At 53.6% G+C, this 24560-nt stretch carries 24 protein-coding genes and 1 riboswitch; all 24 genes read left to right on the forward strand.

Going from position 1 to position 24560, the window contains the following annotated elements; genetic code table 11:
• Positions 1-4 precede the first annotated feature (4 nt).
• A complete protein-coding gene (gene prmC, locus HRQ63_RS24210; RefSeq protein WP_172247727.1) occupies positions 5-916 on the forward strand; it encodes a peptide chain release factor N(5)-glutamine methyltransferase in 912 nt (303 codons plus the stop codon).
• Between the two features lie 518 nt (positions 917-1434).
• Positions 1435-2688 carry an FtsW/RodA/SpoVE family cell cycle protein gene (locus tag HRQ63_RS24215; RefSeq protein WP_172247728.1) on the forward strand — a complete coding sequence of 418 codons (1254 nt, stop codon included), beginning with the start codon at positions 1435-1437 and terminating at the stop codon, positions 2686-2688.
• 152 nt (positions 2689-2840) lie between these two features.
• Complete coding sequence (locus HRQ63_RS24220; protein WP_172247729.1) at positions 2841-4112, forward strand: FtsW/RodA/SpoVE family cell cycle protein; 1272 nt, start codon at positions 2841-2843, stop codon at positions 4110-4112.
• Positions 4113-4136: 24 nt separating this feature from the next.
• A complete protein-coding gene (locus HRQ63_RS24225) occupies positions 4137-5360 on the forward strand; it encodes an L-threonylcarbamoyladenylate synthase (RefSeq protein WP_172247730.1) in 1224 nt (407 codons plus the stop codon).
• 35 nt (positions 5361-5395) lie between these two features.
• Positions 5396-5977 carry a low molecular weight protein arginine phosphatase gene (locus tag HRQ63_RS24230; RefSeq protein ID WP_172247731.1) on the forward strand — a complete coding sequence of 194 codons (582 nt, stop codon included), beginning with the start codon at positions 5396-5398 and terminating at the stop codon, positions 5975-5977.
• A gap of 426 nt (positions 5978-6403) precedes the next feature.
• Positions 6404-6486, forward strand: a riboswitch (ZMP/ZTP riboswitch).
• A 146-nt stretch (positions 6487-6632) separates the two neighbouring features.
• Positions 6633-7217, forward strand: coding sequence for a TIGR01440 family protein (locus HRQ63_RS24235; RefSeq protein WP_172247732.1), 585 nt, complete (start codon positions 6633-6635; stop codon positions 7215-7217).
• 35 nt (positions 7218-7252) lie between these two features.
• Positions 7253-8500 carry a serine hydroxymethyltransferase gene (locus HRQ63_RS24240; protein WP_172247733.1) on the forward strand — a complete coding sequence of 416 codons (1248 nt, stop codon included), beginning with the start codon at positions 7253-7255 and terminating at the stop codon, positions 8498-8500.
• A gap of 481 nt (positions 8501-8981) precedes the next feature.
• Entirely contained in the window at positions 8982-9863 is an 882-nt protein-coding gene (locus tag HRQ63_RS24245) for a carbohydrate ABC transporter permease (protein WP_172247734.1), read from the forward strand.
• Positions 9863-10699, forward strand: coding sequence for a carbohydrate ABC transporter permease (locus tag HRQ63_RS24250; protein WP_172247735.1), 837 nt, complete (start codon positions 9863-9865; stop codon positions 10697-10699). The genes HRQ63_RS24245 and HRQ63_RS24250 overlap by 1 nt, the downstream gene beginning before the upstream one ends.
• A gap of 13 nt (positions 10700-10712) precedes the next feature.
• Positions 10713-11984 carry an ABC transporter substrate-binding protein gene (locus HRQ63_RS24255; protein WP_172247736.1) on the forward strand — a complete coding sequence of 424 codons (1272 nt, stop codon included), beginning with the start codon at positions 10713-10715 and terminating at the stop codon, positions 11982-11984.
• Between the two features lie 297 nt (positions 11985-12281).
• Complete coding sequence (upp, locus tag HRQ63_RS24260; RefSeq protein ID WP_172247737.1) at positions 12282-12911, forward strand: uracil phosphoribosyltransferase; 630 nt, start codon at positions 12282-12284, stop codon at positions 12909-12911.
• 281 nt (positions 12912-13192) lie between these two features.
• Positions 13193-14347, forward strand: coding sequence for a non-hydrolyzing UDP-N-acetylglucosamine 2-epimerase (gene wecB, locus HRQ63_RS24265; RefSeq protein ID WP_172247738.1), 1155 nt, complete (start codon positions 13193-13195; stop codon positions 14345-14347).
• Between the two features lie 273 nt (positions 14348-14620).
• Complete coding sequence (locus HRQ63_RS24270) at positions 14621-14863, forward strand: AtpZ/AtpI family protein (RefSeq protein WP_172247739.1); 243 nt, start codon at positions 14621-14623, stop codon at positions 14861-14863.
• Positions 14856-15311: an ATP synthase subunit I gene (locus HRQ63_RS24275; RefSeq protein WP_172247740.1), complete on the forward strand. Its 456-nt coding sequence runs from the start codon at positions 14856-14858 to the stop codon at positions 15309-15311. The genes HRQ63_RS24270 and HRQ63_RS24275 overlap by 8 nt, the downstream gene beginning before the upstream one ends.
• Positions 15304-16119 (forward strand): F0F1 ATP synthase subunit A, encoded by an 816-nt coding sequence (atpB, locus tag HRQ63_RS24280; protein WP_037287104.1) that lies wholly within the window; start codon positions 15304-15306, stop codon positions 16117-16119. Before HRQ63_RS24275 ends, atpB begins: the two co-directional genes overlap by 8 nt.
• A 133-nt stretch (positions 16120-16252) precedes the next feature.
• Positions 16253-16477: a F0F1 ATP synthase subunit C gene (atpE, locus tag HRQ63_RS24285; RefSeq protein ID WP_037287105.1), complete on the forward strand. Its 225-nt coding sequence runs from the start codon at positions 16253-16255 to the stop codon at positions 16475-16477.
• Between the two features lie 149 nt (positions 16478-16626).
• Positions 16627-17112, forward strand: coding sequence for a F0F1 ATP synthase subunit B (atpF, locus tag HRQ63_RS24290; protein ID WP_172247741.1), 486 nt, complete (start codon positions 16627-16629; stop codon positions 17110-17112).
• Positions 17109-17654 carry a F0F1 ATP synthase subunit delta gene (locus HRQ63_RS24295; protein WP_172247742.1) on the forward strand — a complete coding sequence of 182 codons (546 nt, stop codon included), beginning with the start codon at positions 17109-17111 and terminating at the stop codon, positions 17652-17654. Before atpF ends, HRQ63_RS24295 begins: the two co-directional genes overlap by 4 nt.
• 19 nt (positions 17655-17673) lie before the next feature.
• Positions 17674-19188: a F0F1 ATP synthase subunit alpha gene (atpA, locus tag HRQ63_RS24300; protein ID WP_037287112.1), complete on the forward strand. Its 1515-nt coding sequence runs from the start codon at positions 17674-17676 to the stop codon at positions 19186-19188.
• A 420-nt stretch (positions 19189-19608) separates the two neighbouring features.
• The gene (gene atpG, locus HRQ63_RS24305) at positions 19609-20472 is read left to right on the forward strand and encodes an ATP synthase F1 subunit gamma (protein ID WP_172247743.1); all 864 of its coding nucleotides are present in this window, start codon (positions 19609-19611) and stop codon (positions 20470-20472) included.
• A gap of 24 nt (positions 20473-20496) precedes the next feature.
• On the forward strand, positions 20497-21897 hold the full coding sequence (gene atpD / locus HRQ63_RS24310; RefSeq protein ID WP_037287117.1) for a F0F1 ATP synthase subunit beta: 1401 nt from the start codon (positions 20497-20499) through the stop codon (positions 21895-21897).
• Positions 21898-21923: 26 nt separating this feature from the next.
• Positions 21924-22346: a F0F1 ATP synthase subunit epsilon gene (locus HRQ63_RS24315; RefSeq protein ID WP_172247744.1), complete on the forward strand. Its 423-nt coding sequence runs from the start codon at positions 21924-21926 to the stop codon at positions 22344-22346.
• Between the two features lie 333 nt (positions 22347-22679).
• Positions 22680-22934: a DUF1146 family protein gene (locus HRQ63_RS24320; protein ID WP_172247745.1), complete on the forward strand. Its 255-nt coding sequence runs from the start codon at positions 22680-22682 to the stop codon at positions 22932-22934.
• 174 nt (positions 22935-23108) lie between these two features.
• The gene (gene murA, locus HRQ63_RS24325) at positions 23109-24458 is read left to right on the forward strand and encodes a UDP-N-acetylglucosamine 1-carboxyvinyltransferase (protein WP_172247746.1); all 1350 of its coding nucleotides are present in this window, start codon (positions 23109-23111) and stop codon (positions 24456-24458) included.
• Positions 24459-24560 lie beyond the last annotated feature (102 nt).

The raw sequence follows: 24560 nt of genomic DNA on the forward strand, positions 1-24560 counted from the left end.
GAACATGAATCCATTGAATCGGGCACGTTCGGGCCGGAGCGGCTTTCAATTGCGCGATGGCCTGACGCTCCGGGAAGCCTTTGCGGAGGCTTCCTCTTTTTTGCGGGAACGGGGCGTAGAAGAAGCGGACGAAAATACGCGGCTGCTGCTGAAAGAAATTCTCGGCATGTCGGGAGCGGAATACGTCATGGCGCTGCGCGATCCTTTTCCTTATGAACATGCGGACGCGGAACGTTGGGAGAACGCGATTACGCGCAAAGGCGACGGAGAACCGGCACAGTACATTTTGGGCGATCAAGAGTTTTACGGCTTTGTCTTCGAGGTGACGCCGGACGTGCTGATTCCGAGGCCGGAAACGGAGCTGTTGGTGGAAGCGGTGCTGGGCCACGCGAAGACGTTATGGCCGGAAGGAAGCGCATCGGTGCTCGACGTCGGCACGGGCAGCGGCGCGATCGCGGTGAGCCTGAAACTGCTGCGTCCGGAACTTGAAGTGACGGCCAGCGATATCTCGCCGGGCGCTTTGGGCGTTGCGCAGCGTAACGCTCAGCGGCTTGGCGCAGAGGTGACTTTCGGCGAGGGGAATCTGCTGGAGCCTTTTGCAGGCCGAGCTTTTGACATTCTGGTCTCGAACCCTCCCTATATCCCGGCTGCCGATATCGAGGAGCTTCAACCCGAGGTTCGCGACTTCGAACCTCGCGGCGCATTGGACGGCGGACTGGACGGGCTGTGGCCGTACCGGGAAATTATGAAGCAGCTCGATCTGCTGCAACATGATCCGAAGTTGATCGCGTTCGAACTGGGCATGGGCCAAGCGGATGCGGTAGCCGAGATGCTGCGCGGGCGCGGAAGCTGGAGCACGGTGGAGACGGTGTTCGATCTGGCGGGAATCGGCAGACATGTGATCGGGATCATCTGACTTGAATCAGTAAGCATGAAAAAGCCGCGCGGGCGGGGAGCATGGGCGGCAGCGCCGCAGCGCTTCCCGCCTTTTTGTATCCGGTGCAGGGCGAACTGCGCGGGATGTCGTCCACATGACAAGCAGGGGCGTTATCGCCTACAATAGAAAGACGAATAGAGATAAAGGCTGAAAGGACCGCGTCGCGGTTCCAAAGTGTCGAGAAATTCTAAGGTAGCTGGAAGCCAGAAGGCGGAGAAAGAAATTCAGAGAAGGAACGATAGTGTTCGCCTTTGAAATCGGGAAAATACCACTAATATTCAATCCTTTTTCCCGATTTCAACACGCGACCGGAACGAATTTCTTTTGGAGCCTTTTGGCTTCATGCTCCAGCGTAACTTTCTCGACAGTCTGGAACCCAGACGCGGTTCGCAAGGCTAATCGCGGCATCGCCGAGGCAGAAACGGAATACCGTTCGCCTGCATGCCGCAAGAGGGAATATTTGGCCTTGAATAGGCTTTTCGGAGGAACCATACCGCATGTTGACCAAATGGAAACATATCGATTGGACCCTGATTATCGTTCTGCTCTGCATGATGGGAATGTGTATTCCTCTCGTGCACAGTGCCGTAGCAACGAGTGATCGATTCAGGGGCCTGGACACACAGATGATTTTTTATTACATTCTAGGCTTTGGCGTTATTTTCTTCATGACTCTGGTCGATTACCGGCTGTACGTGAAGTATTTCTGGATCGTGTACGGCGGGGGCATGCTGCTTTTGCTGTTGACGCTGACGCCGCTCGGCCAGACGCAAAACGGCGCTCAAGGTTGGTTGAAGCTTGGACCGATCGGCATGCAGCCGGCGGAATTGTTCAAGTTGGCGCTCGTCATTACGATCGCCTCTCTTTTAGCCAAACGAAACAAGGAAAAGCTTGGCTTTTTTGCCGACGTGATTCCGATCGGCATTGTCGCGTTCATTCCCTTTGCCGTCGTTATGATTCAAAACGACTTGGGCAACGCGCTCAGTTACGTGTTGATTTTGCTCGGCTTGTTATGGATCGGCAACCTGAAGTTCACGCACGCTTTGATTATTTTCGTGTTGGGTGCAGGATTGCTGTTCGGCGGAATCAAGGCTTATGTCACCTACCATGATCAGGTCTCGGACTTTATGACGAATACGCTCGGCCGCGCCCACTGGCTGGATCGCATCGATCCGTGGCTGATGCCCGACGAAGCAAGCCGCGACGCCTCGTGGCAGACCAAAAACGGCAAATACGCCATCGCGGGCGGAGGCATGCTGGGTCAAGGCTTCATGCAGGGCGAGATGGTGCAGAACGCGACAGGCTCGCTTGTTCCGTATACGTATTCGGATTCGATTATCGTCGTGATCGGCGAGGAATTCGGTTTCGTCGGGATATCGTTCCTGCTGGTGCTGTACTTCATCATGATTCACCGGATGATCGTGATCGCGCTGGAGTGCAAAGACAGGGTAGGGTCATATATCATCGTGGGGATCGTGGCGATGTTCATGTACCAGATTTTCGAAAATATCGGGATGTTTATCGGCCTGATGCCGCTGACGGGGATCACGCTGCCTTTTATCAGTTACGGCGGTACGTCGCTGCTGATCAATATGGCGAGTATCGGCGTCGTGATGAGCATTCGGGCTTGCACGAAGGAAGACCTCGTGCGCGACGAATTCGCGGACGTCAAAGGCTCGAAAGTCGATGACGGCGGAATCCAGGCGATTCGCGGCGCGTTGTCGAGGATGGGAAGATCGAAGAAAGCTTAAAAAGTCGGATAGGGCGAGAAATGCTCGGGTAACGGCTTGATCGGATATTGAGGGATTGCGAAGAACGCGTACGACGACAAAGCGGGAATTCGCTTTGAATCAACCGACATGCGGCTGCGGCCAAGCGGCGCGTGTTGCGGGAGGCTGCGGCGATGCTGGGCAAGATCAAAAATATCGACTGGACGATTGTAGTTATTTTGTTGATGTTGGCTGGGATATGTATTCCTGTCATTCATAGCGCCGTATCAAGCGGAAGCAATGCGAAAATGGCAGGCTCCGAAACGCTGATGGCCGTATATTATGTGCTTGGTTTCGTAGCGTTGTTCATCATTACTTTTGTCGACTATCGACTGCTCGTTAAGTATGCTTTGTACTTGTATATCTTCGGCATCGGCGTATTGATGTTGGTATGGAGTCCGCTGAGCAGCGAAGGGATCAACGGCGCAAACGGATGGATTCGGGTGCTTGGAGTCAGCGTGCAGCCGGCGGAACTTTTCAAATTGATTCTGATTATCGGAATCGGAGCATTTTTGGCTCGTAAGCAAACGGCAAAGCTTGGGTTTTGGAGAGATGTCTTACCGATCGTGTTGGTCGCGGTGGTTCCGTTCATGATTGTCATTGCCCAGAACGACTTGGGTAACGCGCTTTGTTATGCTATCATTTTGGCAGCTTTATTATGGATAGGAAACATCAAATATACGCATGTGTTGATTTTCGGAGTGCTGGCGGGAAGCGTTTTGTACGGCGGCATCACGGCATATCGCAGCTTCCGTACCGAAATCGAGGAATTCATGAAAATTCATATGCCCAGCCAAAAACACTACTTGGTAAGACTGGATCCTATTTTGATGCCGGATGCGGCCGGAGACAGCTATCATGCAGAACGTGCCCTTGAGTCGATCGCGAGCGGCGGCATGCTTGGCAAAGGGTATATGGCGGGCGACTTGTCTTCCAAAGTTCCTTACACATACGCCGATTCGATCATCACCGTGATCGGCGAGGAATTTGGTTTCGTAGGGATGGCTTTTTTGTTACTGCTTTACTTCATTTTGATCCACCGCATGATCGTAATTGCTTTGGAATGCAGGGATCGGTCGGGTCCTTTTATCATCGTAGGCATCGTAGCGATGTTCCTGTATCAAATTTTTGAAAATATCGGCATGAATATCGGCATTATGCCTATTACGGGAATCACGCTTCCGTTTATCAGTTACGGCGGAACGTCATTGCTGATCAATATGGCAAGTATGGGAATCGTCATGAGTATTCATGTGCATAATCAGGAAGCCATCAAGATGGAGGATCGATTGCAAACAGACCATCTGGATGAGTTGGGCAAAGAAGCAGAATACAAGTCTCGAGGCTTCAAGTGGCCTTCGTTAGGATTAGGCCGGGCTAGAGCTTCGAGGGAAAAAAGTAAGTGATGTAAAGCGAGAGGGGTCAAAGGCATGCAAGAACGCATCGATACGCAGATCTGGGAACTTGGCGAGCAGGGTTCCACGGGGAACAATGCTCGAAATGTTTTGGGGAATGCGTCCGTTCGAGAAGCCGCTGCCATGCTCGCCGACGGTAAACTCATCGCTTTTCCGACCGAAACCGTCTACGGACTAGGCGCCGATGCCCGAAACACGGATGCTGTAGCCGGAATTTTCGCAGCCAAAGGCCGTCCTTCGGATAATCCGCTGATCGTGCACATCGCGAATCGTTCGGAGCTGGACGCGTTTGCAGCAGAAGTATCCGAAGCCGACGAAAAGTTGATGGCTGCTTTTTGGCCGGGACCGCTGACGCTGGTGTTGCCGGTCCGTGCTGAGGCTTTATCTCCCAAGGTTACAGCCGGCTTGGACACGGTCGCGGTTCGTATGCCGGATCATCCGGTTGCTTTGGAATTGATCCGAGCTTCCGGCTGTCCGCTTGCGGCACCGAGCGCCAATCGTTCCGGCCGGCCGAGTCCCACGCTTGCTTCCCATGTGTGGGAGGATCTGAACGGTCGCATCGACGGGATCGTGGATGGCGGTCCGGCAGGAGTCGGCGTGGAATCGACCGTGGTACGGACGAATGCGCTCGGCGGCGCGACCGTGCTTCGCCCGGGTGGCGTATCGGTCGATGAACTAATTCAGGTTCTTGATGCTCCGGTTAATCAAGTGTCCGCCGACCACGGAGCAGACCTTGATCCGGAGGCGGTCATGGCCGAGGCAGAACCCATGCAATCATCGCCGACTGAAGCCGGATCGCACAACGCCGAACTCCGCAGTGAATTACGGGATGATGTTACGCAAGGCGGCACGACGGAAGAAGCTCCTCGTTCGCCGGGGATGAAATATACGCATTACGCGCCGAGCGGACAACTTGAGATCGTAATCGGTTCGGACGATCAGGTGAAAAAGGGAATTCGCGAGCGTCTTGCCGCTGCGCGAGTACGCGGAGAGAAGACAGGCGTATTGGTGTTTGACGAGCATTTGGCTTGTTACGAAAAAGGGGCCGATGTCGCCTTGTCTCTCGGCAGCAAACATGATCTGCGCGAAGCGGCTTCCCGGTTATACGCGGCTTTGCGGCAATTCGACGAGTCAGGTACCACGTATATGCTGGCCGAAGGCTGCTCGGAAGAAGGCATCGGCTTGGCGATTATGAACCGGATGAGCAAAGCGGCTGGCGGACGCATTCACCGGGTTTAATTTAAAAACACTTTTACGCAAAGGAGACGGTTCGCTTGAAACATATTTTATTCGTATGCACGGGTAACACTTGCCGGAGTCCGATGGCTGAAGGTTTGCTGCGCCAGATGGCGCGGGAACGCGGCGTGGATGTGGATGTTCGCTCGGCCGGCGTGGCAGCATCGTGGGGCGTGCCGATCTCCCGCCATGCGGAGGGCGTGCTGCGCGACCATAGCATCAACGATCGTTTGACCTCTTCCCCGTTGGACCGGGATTTGGTGGAATGGGCGGATTTGATTCTGACGCTAACCGGATCGCACAAAAGCCATGTACTGAGTTATTTTCCCGAAGCATTCGAGCGTGTCTACACCTTGAAGGAATACGTGGAAAATGATCCTGAGGTGTTGGCCGACCTGGAAGAGTTGGATAGCTTAACGGCATCGGCCGAGTTGTCGCGCGCGCTCGGCGAAGCCGTGGACGCGACCGTGCGCCAGCGGATGATCGAGCTGCGCCAGCGTATTCCGATCTTCGATATCTCCGACCCGTTCGGCGGTTCGCGAGATGACTACGAAGCGACGGCGGCCGAGATTCGGACGGCGCTGGATCGATTGCTGGATAAGCTGGAGAACATCGGGTAAGCGTAAAAGCATAGTCAGAACATATAGCGAGCCGCCTGCCGATTTCGGTGCAGGCGGCTTTTTGCGCAGCGCGTAGCGGAGTGTGCGTGCATACGAAATCAGAGAAGTAATCGGCGCAGATCAGAAATGGGCGAGCAAGGATTTTCGAGGACCGGGATTTGGTGCACTTAACGGAACGAGACGACGCTTAGCGTGAAAAATGGCCGGATTTCGGGGGGAAAGCAGGGGAATGAGCATCTAACGGCAATACGATCCGTTAAAATCCCGAAGAGGGTTGATTTGGGCTTCTAAAGGATATAGAAGTCATTAGCCGAGCTTTTGCAGCATTACCGAACGTCTGTGAAATGCTTCCCATTGTTTGTCCGTATTTTGCACGAATTTAAGTTGATTTTTGCCCTTTGTTGTCTTATGATGAAGGGGAAATTGCAGATCCGGTGTAACTGGCGACGAATGTGGGTTCAACCACGATGGAGCACCGGAGTAATCGGCCGGTCGCCTGGGCAAAGAGCAGCTTCGCGCGTTTTTACGCGCGCGGTCGCTCTTTTTGTTTTTTTAATCAACGTTCCGCTCCGCCTACTCTCTTTCCTTTGAGCGATTTCGGCGTTATGATCGATAGAGGAAATTCTTAACGGCAATTAGCGAAGGAGTGACGGAGATGAAGCAGGAACACGAGAATTCGATTCGCCTTCAGGTAACGCTTGCGGTACGTGAATTGGCGGAGACTGCTGGACTGAAGCCGGGCAAGGTTCTGGTGGTCGGCACCAGCACAAGCGAAGTGGCAGGCCGGCGGATCGGAACTTCGGGAGCACTCGAAGTCGCCCAATCGCTGCTGGCGGGCATTCGCGAGGTTCAGCAAGAGTTTGGTTTCGATGTGGCCTACCAATGCTGCGAACATCTCAATCGCGCACTTGTGGTCGAGCGTTCGCTGCTGGAGCGACTCAATCTGCGTGAAGTATCGGCCGTGCCGGTACCCAAAGCAGGCGGTTCGATGGCTTCCGCAGCGTATCGCGACATGCAGGAGCCTGCGCTGGCCGAGAGTATCGAGGCTCATGCGGGTCTGGACATCGGCGAGACGCTGATCGGGATGCATTTGCGCCGTGTAGCGGTTCCGCTTCGACTGTCGGTCAGACAGATCGGCGAAGCCCGAGTGAACGCCGCGTTGACCCGTCCTCCGCTGATCGGCGGGGAGCGAGCGGTCTACCGTTTGGCGGAGAACGAAGATTCAACTTTTTGCGAGTGACGACATTTTTTAAACCCAGGGAGGAATACGTTAACATGGAAAACTTGAGAAAAAGCGACCCGGCCGTACTTAAAGCAATGGGACTGGAACTGGACCGTCAAAAAGCCAACATCGAGCTGATCGCATCCGAGAATATCGTGAGCGAAGCGGTTATCGAAGCCATGGGCTCGGTCCTGACCAATAAATACGCAGAAGGTTACCCGGGCAAACGTTACTACGGCGGCTGCGAGCATGTCGACGTCGTTGAAGATCTGGCGCGCGACCGTGCAAAAGAACTGTTCGGCGCAGAGCATGTCAACGTGCAGCCTCACTCCGGCGCGCAAGCCAACCTGGGCGTATATCTGGCAGCACTCAAAGCAGGCGATACCGTTCTGGGCATGAACTTGGCGCACGGCGGTCACTTGACGCACGGCAGCCCGGTTAACGCTTCGGGTATCCTGTATAACTTCGTGGCTTACGGCGTGCGCGAAGACAACTTCCGTATCGATTATGACGACGTGCGCAAAGCGGCTTTCAAACACCGCCCCCGCATGCTCGTTGCCGGTGCAAGCGCGTATCCGCGTACGATCGATTTCGAAGCACTGGCTTCGATCGCAAACGACGTCGGCGCATTGTTCATGGTCGACATGGCGCATATCGCGGGTCTGGTCGCTGCGGGTCTGCACCCGTCGCCGGTTCCGCATGCACACTTCGTAACGACAACGACGCATAAAACGCTTCGCGGACCGCGCGGCGGCATGATTATGTGTAAACAACCTTGGGCGCAAGCGATCGACAAAGCGATGTTCCCGGGTACGCAAGGCGGACCTCTGATGCACGTGATCGCTTCGAAAGCCGTTGCTTTCGGCGAAGCGCTTGACCCGTCGTTCAAAGTGTACGCACAGAACGTGATCGACAATGCCCGCGTATTGGCGGACACGTTGATCGGCGAAGGCATCAACATCGTATCCGGCGGTACGGACAACCACTTGATGCTGGTCGACACGCGCGGCGTAGGCATCACGGGTAAAGAAGCGGAGCATGTCCTCGACTCCGTCGGCATCACGGTCAACAAAAACGCGATTCCGTTCGACACGACAAGCCCGTTCATCACGAGCGGCATCCGTCTGGGTACGCCGGCCGCGACTTCCCGCGGCATGGACCAAGACGCGATGAAGTCGATCGGACAGATCATCGCTTCCGTGCTGAAAGCACCGAAAGACGAAGCCGTTCTGGACAAAGCGCGCGCTAACGTCAAAGAACTGACCGACCGCTTCCCGCTGTATCCTAGCCTGCAATACTAATATTTTCGCACTATTGCGCACCTGACCGCATAAAGTCGCCTTAAAGCCGTACATCGGTTTTAAGGCGACTTTTTTGTATTGTCGAAAAACCTGTCTACTCAATGCGAGCAGGTAGGAAACGCTGTTATGCGTCTGTAATCGCTATTCAACGTGTCGAACAACTTCAACGTAACTGGAAGACAGAAAGCGGAGAGAGAAACTCAGTGAAAGACGCCTTTGAACTCGGAAAATTCCTTATTTAAATCCGATCCATTTTCCGAGTGAGACAGCGTTTTGAACTGCATTTCTTTCGGAGTCTTCTGTCTTCCCGCACAAATGTAACTTACCCGACAACGCGCAAAAAATGCAACTCTTTCCCTGAATGTTTCTGGTAATTTCAGGATGTGTGACAGACAGCAGCCAAAATCGGGTATATAACCATTACGTTTTGCAATCGCTTTAATCTTTCAGGTATCTAAAAAAGCAGAGGGAGAGGATACGGTTGAGCCGCAAAAAACTTTCGCAACTTTCGCAGCAGCTCGTTTTCGTGGGCCCGACGACGATCTTTTTCACGTTAATCGTCCTGGTGCCGTTCTTGCTCGGTGTTTACTACTCCATGACCAACTGGAACGGAGTATCAACCAGCGTCGAGTTCGTGGGCTTCAGCAACTACGTACATATTTTTACGTCGGACCCCGAGTTCCGCAATTCGTTCTGGTTTACGGTAAGGTTTACGGTCGTTGCCGTGATCGGCGCGAATCTGCTCGGATTTTTCCTGGCGTATTTCTTGACCAAGCCGTTGAAAAGCAAAAACGTTCTGCGGACTGTCTTTTTCATGCCCAACATGATCGGAGGCCTGCTGCTCGGATTTATTTGGCAGTTCATCTTCGTGCGCGGATTCGCGGCGATCGGGGAAGCAACGGGCTGGTCATTCTTCAATCTGCCGTGGCTGGGCGACGAACCGACCGCATTCTGGGGCATCGTGATCGTGTTCATTTGGCAGTATGCCGGTTATCTGATGGTCATCTATATCGCGTCGCTCGGCAATGTGTCCAAGGACGTGTTGGAATCGGCGCAGATCGACGGAGCGAACCGCAGCCAAGTACTTTGGAAAATCATCGTGCCGCTGATCATGCCCGCCGTTACCGTCTGCTTGTTCCTCGCGATCTCCTGGTCCTTTAAAATGTTCGACTTGAACCTGGCGCTGACCAACGGCGGACCGTTCAACGCGACCCGTTCGGTGGCGCTCGATATTTACCGCGAAGCGTTCACGAACAGCCGACTCGGATTGGGCACGGCCAAGGCCGTCATCTTCTTCGTCATCGTCGCGATCATCACGGCTCTTCAAGTACGGGCGACCAAACGCAGGGAGGTTGAAGCTTAATGGAACAAGATACGAGATACCGCATTCCCACATTGATTCTCGAAATCGTGCTTATTGTGATCGGCCTGCTGTTCCTGGTGCCGTTCTACTTCCTGATCTCCAACTCGCTGAAAACGTTCGGCGAAATTTTGTCGGATGCGGCGGCGCTGCCGAGCACGCTGCAATGGTCCAACTACAAGTCGGGCTGGGAGGCGATCAATTTTCCGTCCGCTTTTAAAAACTCGCTGATCATTACGGTCGTGAGCAACCTGCTGCTGGTGCTGCTCAGCTCGATGACGGCTTATCAGATGGTGCGGCATAACACGAAGTTCAACAAAGCGCTGCTTGCCTTGTTCGTGGCCGCGATGGTCATTCCGTTCCAATCGATCATGCTCCCGCTTACGGACGTGACGAGCCGGATCGGACTCAGCGACAGCCTGATCGGTTTGATTATCGCTTATTTGGGCTTCGGCGCTCCGCTGTCGGTATTCCTTTTCCACGGCAGCATGAAATCGATTCCGCTCGAAATCGAGCAGGCGGCGCGGGTGGACGGTTCAGGTACGTACGGCGTCTTTTTCCGTATCGTGTATCCGATGATGCGCCCGATGTACGTGACGATCATCATCTTGAATACCCTTTGGATCTGGAACGATTACCTGCTGCCGTCGCTCATGCTGACAAGCGAAAGTTTGCAGACGATTCCGATCGCGACGTACATGCTATTCGGTCAATATACGAAGCAGTGGGACTTGGCGCTTCCGGCACTGGTGCTGGGGATCGCTCCGGTCATCATCTTTTTCCTGGCTATGCAAAAATACATCGTGTCCGGCATTGCGGCGGGCGCCGTGAAAGGGTAAGGGGGAGAGTCGTATGTTCGGGAAAAAACTTATGATGCTGCCTGCCTTGATCCTGACCGCCGCAGCCGTGCTTTCAGGCTGTACGCAGGGCGGCAGCGCGGGCGAATCCGGGCAAAAAATCATTAACATTTATCAGGGCAAAGTCGAGATTTCGGATCAGCTTCAGGAAATGAAAGAACTGTACGAATCGTCCCACCCGGGCGTCGTGCTGAATATCCAATCGGTCGGCGGCGGCACGGACTATGCGGCTTCGCTGAAGTCCCGTTTTTCCGCGGGGGCCCAGCCTGATATTTTCACGATCGGCGGGTTCCAGGAACGAGATCTGTGGCTGGAGTATTTGGAGGATTTATCGGATCAGCCGTGGACGGAGAACATGGACCAGGTGGCCAAAGATCCGATGAGCGCGGACGGGAAGCTGTACGGTTTTCCGCTGAATTATGAGGGTTACGGGTTCTTGTACAACAAAGACATTTTCGAGGAAGCGGGCGTGACCGAAGTTCCCAAGACGTTATCCGAGTTGGAAGCGGCCGCGCAAAAAATTCAGGACGCCGGCTACACGCCGTTCGTGAACGCTTATGCGGAATGGTGGGTGCTGGGCAACCATAACGTGAACGTGCCGTTTGCCCGCCAGGATGATCCGGAAGCCTTCATGCAGGCGCTGGACGAAGGAAACGCGGATATGGCGAGCAACGAAATTTTCGACGGCTGGTTGGACCTGCTCGATCTTACGCTTAAGTACGGCAATGCCAACCCGCTGACGACGGACTACAATACGCAAATGTCCACGTTCGCCAACGGTCAGGCCGCGATGACGCAGCAGGGCAACTGGGTGCAGCCGACGCTCGACGGGATCAATCCCGATCTCAACGTGGGGATGATGCCGATGCCGATCAGCGACGATGCCGAAGCTAACGACAAGCTGTTCGTGGGCGTGCCGACGTACTGGGTCATCAACAAAAATTCGCCGGTCAAAGAAGAAGCGAAAGAGCTGCTGCAATGGATGGCGGGAACGCCCGAAGGACAGCAGTTCCTCACCGAGAAGTTCCAGTTCATCCCGGCGTTCAACAATATCGAAGCGGCGGCGGAAGACATCGGACCGCTCGGCGGAGATCTTACAACCTATATCGCGGACGGCAAAGCGCTCAACTGGTACTTCCAACAGCTGCCGATCGGCACGCCGCAGGATTACGCCAGCTTGATGCAATCGTATATCGCGGGACGGGATACCAGAGAACAATTGCTCGATAATATGCAGGCCTCGTACGATAATCTCAAGGTCAGATAAGGCAAGCTTATTCCATGGAGTGGGACTTGCGTAACGCTCTCAGTCGGCATTTTGGCTGAGGGCTTTTTATATGGAAGGAAAATATGGAAAAAGAGCTGCCCTATTTTGTGTCGGTCCGTTTACGGCGGGTGCAAGAGGGCCTTTCTAATGCTATAATGGACAAGATTTACGGTGCGCCGCATTCTGCATCAACCTTGGTGACGGAAAGAGGCGTACCCGACGCGGAATTCGAGACGAATTACCCGAATAACGGACTTCTATTGGAGAAGCCGAACATGGTACGGAGGGACGAACCTTATGAGTAAACTGGTGATTTGCGATCATCCGCTGATCCAGCACAAACTGACTTTTATCCGAGACGTAAACACGAACACGAAAGACTTCAGGGAATTGGTCGACGAAGTCGCGACGCTGATGGCGTACGAGATTACGCGCGAAGTTCCGCTCGAATCGATTCCGGTGGAAACTCCGGTAACCCAAACCGAGGGTAAAGTGATCTCCGGTCGCATGTTGGGTCTGGTTCCGATCCTGCGCGCAGGCCTGGGCATGCTCGACGGCGTATTGAAACTGCTTCCGGCGGCAAAAGTCGGACACGTGGGTCTGTTCCGCGATCCGCACACGCTCCAACCGGTCGAGTATTACGTGAAGCTGCCGACGGACGTGCAAGAGCGCGAACTGATCGTCATCGATCCGATGCTCGCGACGGGCGGTTCCGCGATTGCGGCAATCGACGTGCTCAAAAAACGCGGCTGCACGCAAATCAAGATGATGAACCTGATCGCTGCGCCGGAAGGCGTGAAGGCCGTTCAGGATGCTCACCCGGATGTGGACATCTATGTGGCTGCACTGGACGAGAAGCTCGACGACCACGGCTATATCGTTCCGGGACTCGGCGATGCCGGCGACCGTCTGTACGGTACGAAGTAAGAAATTGGAACTCGGTACCTTGACCGCTTAAGAGGTTAGGATACGCCCCTCGAGATTTCGTACCTAACCCGTGTACGAAGTCTCCAACGGAAACCCACCTAAAACGTGTGGGTTTCCAGCGAACATAATCCTATGATTAAGAGTTGATAATGTACTAACTGGAACGGTTTGGGGAACGAAGTTAAAAAAGCGCTTTATTTAATGAAGGAATTAAATCGGGCGCTTATCGTTCCGGCTTCGAAAAGACCGGATCACGAACGGAAAGGTGAGAGAATATACTGATGAAGAAGATCAAAGTCATGACCATCTTCGGCGTGCGTCCGGAAGCGATCAAGATGGCTCCGTTAATTCTTGAACTGGAAAAGCACCCGGAAGAGATCGAATCCATTGTATGCGTTACGGCGCAGCATCGTCAGATGTTGGACCAGGTGCTTGAAGTATTCAAGATCACGCCGGATTACGATCTGGACGTCATGAAAGACCGCCAGACGCTGAACGAGATTTCGATTCGCGTGCTGCAGGGACTGGAGCCGGTACTGCGCGAGGCGCAGCCGGACATCGTGCTGGTGCACGGCGATACGCTGACTACCTTCCTGGCCAGCTACTCGGCATTCATGCAGCAGATCAAAGTCGGACACGTGGAAGCCGGACTGCGTACGTGGAACAAGCTTTCGCCGTACCCGGAAGAAATGAACCGTCAGCTGACCGGCGTTTTGGCCGATCTGCATTTTGCGCCGACCTCTTGGTCGGCCGGGAATCTTGCGCAGGAGAACAAGTCAAAGTCAAGCGTTTTTGTCACAGGCAACACCGTTACGGATGTGTTTCAATATACCGTGCGGCCCGATTACACCCATCCGGTATTGGATTGGGCCAAGGGGAAACGACTGATCCTGATGACGGCGCACCGCCGCGAGTCGCAGGGCGAGCCGCACCGCAACATTTTCCGCGCGGTGAAAAGGATTGCCGACGAGTTCGAAGACGTGGCGATCGTGTATCCCGTTCATCCGAGTCCCGCTGTCAAAGAGCCGGCTCACGAAATCCTCGGCGGTCATCCGCGCATCTCGCTGATCGATCCGCTCGACGTCGTGGATCTGCATAATTTTTATCCGCATACCCACATGATTCTGACCGATTCCGGCGGCATGCAGGAAGAGGCGCCTTCCTTCGGGGTTCCTGTACTCGTTCTGCGCGATACGACCGAACGGCCGGAAGGAATCGAAGCGGGAACGCTTGAATTGGTGGGAACGGAAGAAGAGAAGGTGTATGCACGGACCCAAGCGCTGCTCAGCGACTCTACTTTGTACGATTCCATGAGCCGGGCCGCCAACCCGTACGGAGATGGCAAAGCGTCGCAACGAATTGTCAATGCGATTCTGCACAGTTTCGGTTTTAAACAAGGTCGTCCAGAAGAATTTCACACAATGGACACAATTTAAAGCGAAGTTGCATTGTGATTGACTAGGTAAACAGTATACAGTATAGCTGTACGGTTGATACGCTTTCACAAATGCGCTTCGTGTAGTGTCAAATAATCGTCACAACCTTCCGGGAACGCCGGATACTACCAAAACGTATGAAGAGACGTGACCATAACTCCTGCAAAAACCATGAAATTTCCAAGAATTTTTCTTTAAAAGGAAAAGTTCGGCGAATTGACAATAACTCTTACTGTTCAGTAAAATGAATGGGGATTATGAGGTTGACAACCGATGAATAAACGGGACAAACCGTTTAACGATAAGGGCCCTTGGAAAGCTATCGGGCTTGTAAGTGCGATCGGGATCGAGCTTGCCGTCTTTACGCTGATTGGAGTTTTCCTCGGACGTTGGATCGACGAAAAGTTTGGCGGTTCCGGCCTGTGGGTCGGCATCGGCGTGCTTGCCGGTCTGGTTCTGGGTATGCTCGGTGTGGTTGCTGTCATCCGTAAAGTCTTGGAGGGAAGCGATGAATGAATTAACCAGGTATATGCGTTGGTTGACTCGCATTACCTATGTATTGCTCGCAATCGGTGCGGTATGGATGTTGATCGCTCCGCATCATCATCCTGTTCTTATGGGCTTGATTCTGGGGCTCAGCATCAGCTGCTTGAGTTCTTATTTCTTGCTGTACAAGGTCAGAAGAATGACTGACGCCGCTGCGGAAGGTCGAAGAGTCCGCGGAGGAATCGGTTTTGTCTGGCGCGCGCTTGCTGCGGTCGGCGGCATCGTCGTCGCGATCGAGTTTCCGCGCGAGATTAATCTTCAGGCGCTTTTAGCCAGTATGGTAGCCGCCCCGTTCATTCTTTTGATCGTGGGGATATTCATAAACCGCAAAGAAAGCCAGGCCGAGATGGCCCGTTTTGCAGAGCGGAGAGAAGAAGTAGAACAGCTAACCGGAGAAAGGGGTGAAAAAGATGCATGAAGCTCCCGTCATAGAGCTTTACGGTATTCCGCTAGACCTTTCGATCATTATTCCGATGATTGTCAGCTGTATCATCGTTTTTGTTCTTGCAAAAGTGGCAACCCGGAACTTGTCCGTGGAAAACCCGGGCAAACTTCAGAACTTTATGGAGTGGGTGGTCGAATTCGTACAAAACCAGATCGCGAGCACGATGGACTTGAAGCATGGCCGTCCGTATATCGGATTGGCGATCACGCTGATTATGTTCATCTTTGTAAGCAACATGCTGGGCCTTCCGTTCGGTATCGTGATGGGTTACGATAGCGCGGCGGACGCAACGATCTTCGGTCAGCCGATTACAACCGCTGTTGAAGCTTTCAACACGGCTGCAGCTGCCGGCAACGCACATCCGCACGTCGAGGTCGCGTTCTGGAAATCGCCTACTGCTGACGTTTCCGTAACAATGACTCTCGCAGCGATCGTGTTCCTGGTCGTTCACTTCCAAGGAATGACGAAGAATACGAAAGGCTACTTCAAGCACTACCTGGAGCCTTATCCGGTATTCCTTCCGATTAACTTGATCGAGCAGTTCTCGAGTTTGCTCACGCACGGTATGCGTCTATACGGCAATATCTTCGCAGGCGAAGTTCTGATCGCAGTTATTCTTAAGCTAAGCGCAGTCGGCGCGGTCGGTCTGGTCGCTTCGATTCCGATGATGATGATCTGGCAAGGATTCAGTATCTTCATCGGCGCGATTCAAGCCTTTGTCTTTATGATTCTGGCTATGGTTTACATATCCCAGAAGATCGTCAAGCACGAAGACCATTAGCCGCTTGTTAGCGAATGATCGTTAACGAAGTAGCGTTGTCGCAAGCGAGTCTCAAGCCCGATCCATTCCAAGCGGAAGCGATTCAGGCAGACTATATATTTTAGCAACACAAAATTGAGGAGGATTACATTCAATGGGACCATTAGCATTTATCGCGGCTGCAATCGCAGTTGGCTTGGGCGCATTCGGCGCGGGTATCGGTAACGGTATGATCATCAGCAAAACGGTAGAGGGTATCGCTCGTCAACCGGAAGCGAAATCCACACTGCAAACGACTATGTTCATCGGCGTAGGTCTGGTCGAAGCTATTCCGATCATCGGTGTCGTACTGGCGTTCCTGTTCTGGGCGGCAGCTTAAGTTAAAAACACGGCGGGGATGGCAGCAGCCTCCGCGCCTTCTTTTTGAAATGGACGCGTTTCGGGTGCGACGCCGCGGTGTCGCTCTCGCGCAACGCGCGAAATATCAAGACATGCATAGCCTGAAAAACCCGGAAAGGAGTGACTTAAGTGCATTTTGTATGGACCTCTACGATTGTAACGCTAGTTTCTTTTCTCGTTCTGTACTTCCTGCTTAACCGCTACGCCTTCGGACCTTTGATGTCGGTAATGGAAAAGCGTCGCGAGTTGGTGCTCAGTCAATTAAACGAGGCGGCGGAAACTCGCAGCGAAGCCGCGGCTTACGTCGAACAGCAAAAAGAAGCGCTGCAGCAAGCGCGTCAGGAAGCTTACGAAATTCTTGAGCAATCGAGACAGACGAGCGGCAAGCAGGCCGATGCGCTGATTGCGCAAGCCAAGGAAGAAACGGCTCGCATGAAAGACGAAGCGATCCGCGATATCGACAGCGAGAAGAACAAAGCCATGGCTGCCCTTCGCGGCGAAGTCGGTCGCGTATCGGTACAAATCGCTTCCAAGCTCATCGAGAAAGAGATCGACGAGAAAGCGAACGAAGGCCTTGTTGACCAGTACCTGAAAGACGTAGGGACGAAATCATGAGCCGGGACGTAAAGGTTGCCAAACGATACGCCCGTGCTCTGTTTGAAGTCACGTTTGCCGAAGGCAAAGTTGCCGAAACGCAGGCCGAACTGAAAGCGTTGGCCGAAGTGTTCGCTTCCAACGCGGATTTGCGGGAGTTCGTATCTTCGCCCGGTGTATCTACGGAAGATAAGAAAAAGGCGCTGAACAGCGTTTTCGAAGGTCGCGTATCCGTTCCGGTGATCCGTACGGTAGACCTGTTGATCGAACGCGGCCGGACGGGATTGTTCAGCGAACTGCGCGAGAGTTACGAACGTATTTCGAACGATGCGCTCGGCGTAGCCGAAGCGGTCGTTTATAGTGCTTTTCCTCTGACGGCAGCGGAAGAAGCAGCCGCAGCCGAGCGTTTCGGCATTTTGACGGGCAAGAAAATCACGGTCCGCAACGTAGTGGACAAGAGCGTACTGGGCGGCGCAAGAGTGGTCATCGGCAACACGCTGTATGACGGAAGCCTTGCAGGCAGCCTGGCGCGTCTCGAAAAGTCTTTTGAACGGCAAGCATAAGTGACAGGGGGGAAACCACTTGAGTATCAGACCTGATGAAATCAGCACGCTGATTAAGAGCCAGATTCAACAGTATCAAAATGAAATCGAAGTCGCCGAAGTGGGAACCGTTATTCAAGTCGGCGACGGTATCGCACGCGCGCACGGCCTCGATAACGTATTGTCGGGCGAGCTGCTCGAATTTTCCAATGGCGTAATGGGCATGGCCCTCAACCTGGAAGAAGACAATGTCGGTATCGTTATCTTGGGCCCTTACACGGATATCCGCGAAGGCGACCAAGTTAAACGTACAGGCCGCATTATGGAAGTTCCGGTCGGCGAAGCCATGCTCGGCCGCGTCGTGAACCCGCTCGGACAGCCGGTTGACGGCAAAGGTCCGATCGAAACGCCGCATTTCCGTCCTGTAGAAGGTTCGGCTCCGGGCGTTATCGACCGTAAATCGGTACACGAGCCGATGCAAACGGGTATCAAAGCAATCGACTCGATGGTTCCGATCGGCCGCGGTCAGCGCGAACTGATCATCGGCGACCGTCAAACCGGTAAAACAACCATCGCGATCGATACGATCCTCAACCAAAAAGGCAACAACGTGAAATGCGTTTACGTCGCAATCGGACAAAAACAATCCACGGTTGCGCAAGTTGTGGAAACGCTGCGCCGCAACGGCGCAATGGAATACACGGTCGTCGTAACGGCATCGGCATCCGATCCGGCTCCATTGCAATACATCTCTGCATACGCAGGCTGCGCAATGGGCGAGTACTTCATGTACAAAGGCGAACACGCGCTGGTTATCTATGACGACTTGTCCAAACAAGCCGCAGCTTACCGCGAACTCTCCTTGCTGCTTCGTCGTCCTCCGGGCCGGGAAGCTTACCCGGGTGACGTATTCTACCTCCACTCCCGCCTGTTGGAGCGCGCCGCTAAATTGAGCGACGCTCGCGGCGGCGGCTCGCTGACGGCTCTGCCGTTCATCGAAACCCAAGCATCCGACGTATCGGCTTACATTCCTACGAACGTAATCTCGATCACCGACGGTCAGATCTTCCTGGAAGCGGACCTGTTCTATTCGGGTCAACGTCCGGCGATCAACGTCGGTATCTCGGTATCCCGCGTCGGCGGTTCCGCACAGATCAAGGCAATGAAAAAAGTTGCCGGCACGCTGCGTCTGGATCTCGCGCAATACCGCGAGCTGCAAGCTTTCTCGCAGTTCGGTTCGGACCTTGATAAATCGACGCTGTCCCGCCTTAACCGCGGTGCGCGCATGATGGAAATCCTGAAACAGGGCGTCAACCAACCTCTTGCCGTCGAACAGCAAGTCGTGAGCTTGTACACCGCTGTCAAAGGCTTCCTCGACGATATCCCGGTTGCCGACGTTCGCCGCTTCGAACGCGAGTTCCTGGCCTACATGACAACCGAGCATCAAGCGATTCTCGATTCGATCGTGCAAACCAAAGACCTCACGTCCGACAACGACAAAGCTTTGGTTGCCGCAATCGAACAGTTCAAAAAAGGATTTGCGACAACAGCCTAAGCTGCGCATCTCTTTATGAAGAGCCCTTAACGGCTTCGAACGTGTAAAGCCGCGTCCTTCCCTTGAGGGAAGAGCGGCTTTGCTCGCGAAGCCGAGGCTTATATAACGGTATTTTTCTACTTAATAAAGCGATTTTGCTTACGCAAAGTCCAAAGAATTGGATGAATTCCGATTGTAAGAAAGTTTTTAAGCGGAGGGAGAAATTCAGTGAACGACGCCTTTGAACTCGGAAAGCTTCCTACTTTAAATACATTCAGCTTTCCGAGTGAGACAGCGGATTGAACGAATTTCTCCCGCAGCGCTTAAGCTTTCTATACGAATAGGAATTTCTCTACATTCTGCGGATCATGCGCAAGCAAAGTCTATAGCCCATGCTTACGAAGTAACTTTGCTCACGCAAAGTCTGTAGGAGGTGACAAGATGGCAAAAGGAATACGCGAGATTAAGCGTCAGATTAAGAGTACGCAGAACACCCGCCAGATCACCAAAGCAATGGAGATGGTAGCGGCTTCCAAGCTGCGCCGCGCGCAGGAAAAAACCGAAGCGGCACGTCCGTACTCGGAAAAACTGCGCGAGGTCGTGGCGAGTATCGCTTCGAGCGGAATCGACGCCAGTCATCCAATGTTGGAGAAACGACCTGTGCGCAAAACGGCGTATCTCGTCATCACGTCCGACCGCGGTCTTGCCGGCGGTTATAACGCGAATATTTTGCGCCGGGTATCGAACGAGCTTCGGGATCGTCATTCGTCTCCGGACGAGTACATTCTGTACGTAATCGGGCGTAAAGGTCGGGACTATTTCCGCAGACGCGGGATTCCGGTCGCGGAAACCGTGACGGAATTGTCCGATGCTCCTTCTTTCGCGGATATCAAAGCAGTCGCGGCCCGAGCGGTAAAAGATTACGAACTCGGCCACTCCGACGCGCTGTACTTATGTTATAACCAATTCGTTAACGCGCTTACGCAGATTCCTCAAGTCGAAGGACTTCTTCCGATGGAGCCTGTTTCGTTCGAAGGCGCGGTTCAAAACTACGAGTTTGAGCCGTCGCCTGCCGAGGTACTGGATATTCTGCTGCCTCGTTATGCCGAGACGCTGATCTACAAAGCGGTGCTTGAAGGCAAAGCGAGTGAACTGGGTGCCAAGATGACTGCGATGGGTTCGGCAACCAAGAACGCATCCAAGCTGATTAACGAATATACGTTAACGTACAACCGGGCGCGTCAAGCGGCCATTACGCAGGAAATTACCGAAATCGTGGCCGGCGCGAGCGCCGCACAAAGCTGAAGCTTGTAGGAGGGAAAACCAAGCATGAATACAGGACGCATTATCAGCATCATGGGTCCGGTCGTTGACGTGGAATTCGAACGTGGTCAACTTCCTGAAATCCTGAATGCGCTCAAGGTTACAAAAGCGACGGAAAACGGTCAAACGATCGAACTGACTCTGGAAGTCTCGAACCACCTGGGCGACAACACGGTGCGCTGCATCGCGATGTCTTCCACGGACGGATTGACGCGCGGAAGCGCAGCAGTGGATACCGGAGCGCCAATCTCCGTTCCGGTCGGCGAAATTACGCTAGGACGCGTATTTAACGTTCTGGGCGAACCAATCGACGAAGCCGGCGACGTGGTTGCTCCGGTAAATAACCCGATCCACCGTCAGCCTCCGACGTTTGACGAATTGTCGACACAGGCTGAAATGCTTGAAACCGGCATTAAGGTTATCGACTTGCTGGCTCCTTACGCAAAAGGCGGTAAAATCGGTCTGTTCGGCGGCGCGGGCGTAGGCAAAACCGTTACGATCCAAGAGCTGATCAACAACATCGCACAGGAACATGGCGGTATCTCCGTATTCGCGGGCGTTGGTGAACGTACGCGCGAAGGTAACGACTTGTACCACGAAATGAGAGAGTCCGGCGTTATCAGCAAAACGGCCATGGTATTCGGTCAGATGAACGAGCCTCCGGGCGCACGTCTGCGCGTTGCCTTGACGGGTCTGACAATGGCTGAGTATTTCCGTGACGAAGAAGGTCGCGACGTACTGCTGTTCGTCGACAACATCTTCCGCTTTACCCAAGCCGGTTCCGAAGTATCCGCCCTGCTGGGCCGTATGCCTTCGGCCGTAGGTTACCAGCCGACGCTGGCAACCGAAATGGGTCAATTGCAAGAACGGATCACGTCGACCAAAAAAGGTTCCGTAACGTCGATTCAAGCGATCTACGTACCGGCGGATGACTATACCGACCCGGCGCCGGCGACGACTTTCGCTCACTTGGACGCGACGACCAACCTGGAGCGCAAAATCTCCGAAATGGGTATCTTCCCTGCCGTAGACCCGCTGGCTTCCAGCTCGCGGATTCTGGCTCCGGACGTTGTCGGCGAAGAGCACTACGAAGTTGCTCAAGGCGTTAAGCAGCTCCTGGCTCGTTACCGCGAGCTTCAGGACATCATTGCGATCCTGGGTATGGACGAGCTGAGCGAAGACGACAAAGTTATCGTTGCTCGTGCGCGCAAGATCCAACGCTTCCTGTCGCAGCCGTTCCACGTTGCCGAAGCCTTCACAGGCCTCAAAGGACGTTACGTACCGGTTAAGGAAACCATCCGCAGCTTCCGTGAAATCCTTGACGGTAAGCATGACGGTCTGCCGGAAGCGGCATTCCTCTTCGTCGGCACGATCGAAGAAGCCGTCGAGAAAGCGAAAACCCTGTAAGCTACTTAGGGTGAGGAGGGATACAAGTGAGCACCTTTTTGCTGGAAATCGTCACGCCGGAGCGTCTCATTTACTCCGGTGAGGTCACCAGTATCATCGCCAAAAGCGTAGAAGGCGACATGGGTATTTTGCCTGGGCACATTTCGATGGTTGCTCCGCTCCAGATCGGCGCTCTCACGGTGCAGCATGACAAAAAACGTTCGCATATCGCTGTACACGGCGGCTTCTTGGAAGTTCGTCGGGATAAGGTGGTTGTCTTGGCCGAAAGCGCCGAACTGCCGGAAAGCATCGATGTCGATCGCGCTCGTGCTGCAAGAGAAAGAGCTGAGCTTCGGATCGAAAGCAGCAAAATGCATCAAGATGAAGTCGACTTCCGTCGTGCGGAACTCGCGCTTAAGCGCGCAATGACCCGTATCGACGTAAATGCTACGGATGTCGTCAATAAGTAATCGCAAGGCCGGTCTCTTCGGAGTCCGGCTTTTTTTCGTAGGGCTTATTTCCCCGGAAATATAAAGCACACGATTCAAAAATCCGAGCGGTTTTCCGATAAAGGAAAAGGGCATTCAAAAGCGGGGTTTTTAGCAAAAAGCGCTTACATCAATTTAAGCAACCAAGCAAAACCCAATGAACAAGCTTTGAAGGAAAGTTATGTGCGCTTTTTTGTAAAAATTGTTTGAAATGTGCTGGATTCTTCGCTCGCTTCCCAGTATTATAGAGGAGTCCGCAAAAATATCGATACGCGGACCGAAGGTCTGACCGGACGAATGAAAGGGGCTTGAAATATGGCTGAAAGTAACCTGGCCGTTTTTTCGCAAACCGGAGTTTCCGGCATTCTGTCTATGGTCGTATCGCTGGGCTGTATTATGCTGGCCTGGTGGGCGCTGCAGAATTTAAAGCTCGATGTAATCATTCGCCATCCGCAGAGCTCGCAGGGAAAGATGCTGCATGTCCTGCTCGCGATCGTGCTCGGGCATTTCGTCGCGAACTTTGTTTTGGATTACGTCGGATGGTCGCAGTTGCTCCGGACAGGATTCTAGAGTCGGGATTGTTTAAAGTCGGAACGCTTGGGTTAATCAGTGATTAGGCTTGTTGGCTGCATCTTCTTTCAAAAGACGAACCGGCTCTCAGGTCGGCATGTGCACAATACCACAAACACAAATTATAGACACACAAAATTAAACGCAAATTAAACGCGCGGAGGGAATACGTAGATGAGCAAATTTATCGTCCGCGGCGGCAAACGATTGACCGGAACCGTCAAAGTTAGCGGTGCCAAGAATTCGGTGCTTCCTATCATCGCTGCCAGTCTTTTAGGACAAGAAGGAGAAAGTATCATTTCCGATGCTCCTCCTCTTGATGACGTTATGACCATCAATAAAGTTTTAGAATCGTTGGGAGCAGGCATTACATACCGTGATGAAGTCATCCGTGTAAATGCGCAAAACCTGACTTCATCCGAAGCGCCATACGAGTGGGTAAGCAAAATGCGTGCCTCGTTCCTCGTTATGGGGCCTCTGCTTGCGCGTTTGGGCGAGACCCGCATTTCGATGCCGGGCGGCTGCGCGATCGGCACGCGTCCGATCGACCAGCATCTCAAAGGTTTCGAAGCCATGGGCGCGAAAGTCACGCTTGGCGAAGGATATGTAGAAGCGAAAAGCGACGGCAGACTTCGCGGAGCTAAAATCTATCTGGATTTTGCCAGCGTGGGCGCAACGGAAAATATCATGATGGCTGCGACAATGGCGATCGGAACGACAACCATTGAAAATGCAGCCAAAGAACCGGAGATTGTAGATTTGGCAAACTATCTGAACGCCATGGGCGCAGTCGTTCGCGGCGCAGGTACGGATACCATTCGCATCGAAGGCGTAGATAAGCTGGTCGGCGCTCCGCATACGGTCATTCCCGACCGTATTGAAGCGGGCACCTACATGGTAGCTGCGGCAATCACGGGCGGCGACGTCTATGTGGAAGGCGCAATCGCAGACCATCTGGGTCCGGTAGTGGCCAAGATGGAAGAGATGGGCGTTACGGTCATCCCTGACGAAAACGGCATTCGCGTAATTGCGGACAAGCCGCTTCGCGCAGTGGACATCAAGACATTGCCTTACCCGGGCTTCCCTACGGACATGCAATCCCAGATGATGGCTTTGCTGCTCAGTTCTACGGGAACAAGCGTCGTAACGGAGACTGTGTTCGAGAACCGTTTCATGCACGTTGACCAGTTCCGTCTGATGAATGCCGAAATCAAGGTTGAAGGACGTTCTTCGTTCGTAAGCGGCGAGACGAAATTCGTCGGAGCGAAAGTGACGGCAACCGATCTGCGCGCAGGTGCGGCTTTGATCTGCGCAGGCCTTGTCGCGGAAGGCACCACCGAAGTCGGCGGAACGCATCACATCGACCGCGGATACGTCAATCTGACGGAGAAGCTCGTTGGACTGGGTGCGGATATTTGGCGCGTCTCCATGCCGGAGCCTGCTGCTTCGACAGAAGCGGCAGCAGCGGAAACGCCGGCACGCACGGAAGCACCTGCATTCAACGTGCAACCAACGTGGGCATAAGCATAAGATTTCGGTTGAAAAATCCAAGTTCGAGAGAACTTGGATTTTTTGCGTTTTTAGCCTGGTTTTCCGGTGAATTCCCGTTGATGTACACCCCATGAA

This window comes from Saccharibacillus endophyticus, assembly GCF_013185185.1.
Classification (GTDB): domain Bacteria; phylum Bacillota; class Bacilli; order Paenibacillales; family Paenibacillaceae; genus Saccharibacillus; species Saccharibacillus endophyticus.

Coding starts and splice junctions, on each gene's coding strand:
- prmC (WP_172247727.1), top strand. CDS start 5: ATGAATCCATTGAATCGGGCACGTTCGGGCCGGAGCGGCTTTCAATTG.
- HRQ63_RS24215 (WP_172247728.1), top strand. CDS start 1,435: ATGTTGACCAAATGGAAACATATCGATTGGACCCTGATTATCGTTCTG.
- HRQ63_RS24220 (WP_172247729.1), top strand. CDS start 2,841: ATGCTGGGCAAGATCAAAAATATCGACTGGACGATTGTAGTTATTTTG.
- HRQ63_RS24225 (WP_172247730.1), top strand. CDS start 4,137: ATGCAAGAACGCATCGATACGCAGATCTGGGAACTTGGCGAGCAGGGT.
- HRQ63_RS24235 (WP_172247732.1), top strand. CDS start 6,633: ATGAAGCAGGAACACGAGAATTCGATTCGCCTTCAGGTAACGCTTGCG.
- HRQ63_RS24240 (WP_172247733.1), top strand. CDS start 7,253: ATGGAAAACTTGAGAAAAAGCGACCCGGCCGTACTTAAAGCAATGGGA.
- HRQ63_RS24250 (WP_172247735.1), top strand. CDS start 9,863: ATGGAACAAGATACGAGATACCGCATTCCCACATTGATTCTCGAAATC.
- HRQ63_RS24255 (WP_172247736.1), top strand. CDS start 10,713: ATGTTCGGGAAAAAACTTATGATGCTGCCTGCCTTGATCCTGACCGCC.
- upp (WP_172247737.1), top strand. CDS start 12,282: ATGAGTAAACTGGTGATTTGCGATCATCCGCTGATCCAGCACAAACTG.
- wecB (WP_172247738.1), top strand. CDS start 13,193: ATGAAGAAGATCAAAGTCATGACCATCTTCGGCGTGCGTCCGGAAGCG.
- HRQ63_RS24270 (WP_172247739.1), top strand. CDS start 14,621: ATGAATAAACGGGACAAACCGTTTAACGATAAGGGCCCTTGGAAAGCT.
- HRQ63_RS24275 (WP_172247740.1), top strand. CDS start 14,856: ATGAATGAATTAACCAGGTATATGCGTTGGTTGACTCGCATTACCTAT.
- atpB (WP_037287104.1), top strand. CDS start 15,304: ATGCATGAAGCTCCCGTCATAGAGCTTTACGGTATTCCGCTAGACCTT.
- atpE (WP_037287105.1), top strand. CDS start 16,253: ATGGGACCATTAGCATTTATCGCGGCTGCAATCGCAGTTGGCTTGGGC.
- HRQ63_RS24295 (WP_172247742.1), top strand. CDS start 17,109: ATGAGCCGGGACGTAAAGGTTGCCAAACGATACGCCCGTGCTCTGTTT.
- atpG (WP_172247743.1), top strand. CDS start 19,609: ATGGCAAAAGGAATACGCGAGATTAAGCGTCAGATTAAGAGTACGCAG.
- atpD (WP_037287117.1), top strand. CDS start 20,497: ATGAATACAGGACGCATTATCAGCATCATGGGTCCGGTCGTTGACGTG.
- HRQ63_RS24320 (WP_172247745.1), top strand. CDS start 22,680: ATGGCTGAAAGTAACCTGGCCGTTTTTTCGCAAACCGGAGTTTCCGGC.
- murA (WP_172247746.1), top strand. CDS start 23,109: ATGAGCAAATTTATCGTCCGCGGCGGCAAACGATTGACCGGAACCGTC.